Annotated in this window: 3 protein-coding genes and 1 pseudogene; all 4 read left to right on the plus strand. The window is 36.5% G+C overall.

All coding sequences use genetic code 11. From position 1 onward, the window contains the following. The first annotated feature begins 62 nt into the window (after positions 1–62). Positions 63–317 (plus strand): hypothetical protein, encoded by a 255-nt coding sequence (locus IQ229_RS22765; RefSeq protein WP_194047651.1) that lies wholly within the window; start codon positions 63–65, stop codon positions 315–317. 393 nt (positions 318–710) lie between these two features. After that, positions 711–1133, plus strand: coding sequence for a hypothetical protein (locus IQ229_RS22770; RefSeq protein WP_194047653.1), 423 nt, complete (start codon positions 711–713; stop codon positions 1131–1133). A gap of 57 nt (positions 1134–1190) precedes the next feature. Further along, the gene (locus tag IQ229_RS22775; RefSeq protein ID WP_228013665.1) at positions 1191–1880 is read left to right on the plus strand and encodes a hypothetical protein; all 690 of its coding nucleotides are present in this window, start codon (positions 1191–1193) and stop codon (positions 1878–1880) included. 267 nt (positions 1881–2147) lie between these two features. Next, positions 2148–2742 (plus strand): annotated as a pseudogene (locus tag IQ229_RS22780) (helix-hairpin-helix domain-containing protein); the annotation flags it as partial.

The following is a 2742-nucleotide window of genomic DNA, read 5'->3' on the forward strand; positions in this document are numbered from 1 at the left end:
CTCTTAACTCTTAACTCAGCACTCAGCACTCCTAATGCCCAATGACAAATGACAAATGACAAATGACAAAAAACAGAATTTTAATTTGCACTTTTTTGGCGCTGTCATCAGGTTTTTTTGGTGCTTACACAAGTGGGCAAATCACTATTATGCTGCATAGCCAAAAGTGCCAAAACCAACCTTGGGGTTTAAAGGAGATGTGCAACGCTTGGATGACACCAGGAGCAATATGGCAAGGTAGCACAACAGGACTTTGGACAGGCACTATCTTAGGGGCTTTTGTTGGTGGTGTGGTGACGCGCAAAATTCGTTACTAGCAATTCAAGCCATCTCTCGTTTGCGCGATCTCGCTTCGGCATAGAACTCTCCACGCGAAACTTACTATACGAAGCCCCTACTGTAGCCAGCATTGCCATCCTTGTAGCCGCTCAACAACCCCAACAAGAAAATTTAGAAGAGATAACTGCTTTGCTAGAAGAGATTCAGGGATTATTACCAAAGAAAATTGCCCAACAACTAGGGGGATTTCCGACTTCTTGAACAAGTAGAGAATCTTGAAGTGCAACTGTTTCTTAGCTTGAAGACTTTCTATAAGAAGTCAAGTTAAGAAATATTGAAAATTTCCGTATATTCCCCCTGTATAAAGCTCTCGATATAAAGTAGCAGTGCTACATTGGTAGTGTAAATACGGTGTACCAGTTATTAAGCTTATGGCTTTTGCGTTTTTTGAACAAAGACTTAAGTATTTAGAAGATAATATAGCCAAAGCTCAGAAGTTACGTAGCGAATATGAAGAACAATTTGACCTGTCAGAAGATCCGCGAACTAGGGCTAAAGCCGAAATAAATATAAAGCAGCTACAGAAGTCGGCTAATCGTTACTATAAAGAATTTGAAGAACTTCAACAGCAGTTGAAAAATCAAGAACAACAAGTGGTGCAATCTGAAAATCAGCGATTAGCTAAGATTGAAGGTGGCTTGAGAGTTTTAATGAGTGGTCAGATTGCTATTCTTGGAAGGTTAGACCAAACTCAGCAAGTTTTACTCAGTCACTATAACTCTACTCAAAGAAAGATTGTTGTAGAAATTACTAAACAACTCAATCAAAATCAGTTGCAATTCACACAGATTTAGTTAGATGCTTTAGAAACTAATGAGGTATCAAAAGTAGAGATTGAGGAAATGTGGGCATTGTTGGAAGAACGACTCTCTGCTTTGCCTCCTGCACAAACAGAAATAGCTGAAATCATTAAAGACCCAAATAACGTACTGCAAGATAATGCAAATTTACAATCTGCACAGTTCCGTAGAGGAATACTGCTAACTAAGGCTAAGGCGGAAACTTATCGGAAAGATTTTGTGTCAGCAAAACACTCACTTGAAGAAGCTCTTAAGCTTGATGATAAATCTTACAAAATAATGCAAGACTTAGCATCTGCATACGCTCAAATTTCAATGGATACCTCTGCTGAATTAGTGATCTACGAAAGTCGTAAGTATGCTATCACAAATTATAGAAATGTGACAGAGCGAACTGAAACATCTAATGTTTATCCTGCTTGGAGAAACTTGAGTTTTTTACTATATTTAAGTGAAGATTATCCGAACACTATCGAGGCATTTAAGACAACACTGAGTTTTGATAAAGCAGTTAATGGCTTCGACAGCATAAATGCAGATTTTATTCGCAAATATCAAGATTTAGCAGAAAAATGTTCTATAAATAAGAATTGCGCCAATAACCAAGAAGGATTGATAGACGAATTAAGGACAAGGAAAATATTCTATGACATTAATATAACTCATGACATGATAGAAAACGAATTGAAAGACCCATTTTTTGACATTGAACATGATAAATTCTATAAGTGTAATAAGTAATAAGGTAAGTTCTACAGGCAAAGAGATTTAGATAACAAATATCTTATTGCGGAATTAACTGTATTTATTCTTTTGATTCAATCAACTGTTTTCAATAGTAAAAGTATTCAATGAATAGAAACAATGTCTCAATTACGCTTATTATTAATTGCTTTTGTGACTACTATTTTTTTTGTAATCAATAGCTGTAATAGTAGTTTTGTAACAAATTCTCCTCCTAAAAGTTCAACTAATGTTGTTTCTCAGGAAGAGCGGGACATTACTTATATGACTGCTCTAGGATTGATGAAAGGGCATCTCATGGTAGCAAATGAGTTGTTAGAGCAGGGAACGCCCGATCAAGCAGAGCCGCATTTAGGACATCCAGTAGATGAACTTTATGGAGAAATAGAGGATCAGCTACATTCACGCAAAGTTCGTGAATTCAAAAAAACTCTAGAGGATTTGTATGATATAGCGAAATATCAGCCAGCCGATAAAAAGGTTGAGTCTGGATACAAAGCTTCTATGGAAGCAATTGCTCAAGCAATTAATGCTTTACCGAAAGCTGAACTGCAATCCCCTAAGTTTGTCATGCAGGTAGTTAGCAGGTTGCTCGAAACTGCCAAAGTAGAATACGAAGCAGGAATTATAGATAATAAAATTGTTGCACGTATTGAATATCAGGATTCACGAGGGTTTGTTATCAATGCTAAAAGTTTCTACGATACCATTTCTGCTAATGTTAAGCAAAAAACTCCTGAAACCGATCAAGATATTCTCTCTAGCTTAGAAAAACTCCAGAATGCTTTACCTTCTGTGAATCCTCCTATTTCTTCTATTAAATCTCAAGATTTCTCCAATGAAGTCACAAATATTCAAC

Origin of the sequence: Nostoc cf. edaphicum LEGE 07299 (assembly GCF_015207245.1) — a bacterium.
Taxonomy (GTDB): Bacteria; Cyanobacteriota; Cyanobacteriia; order Cyanobacteriales; family Nostocaceae; genus Nostoc; species Nostoc edaphicum_B.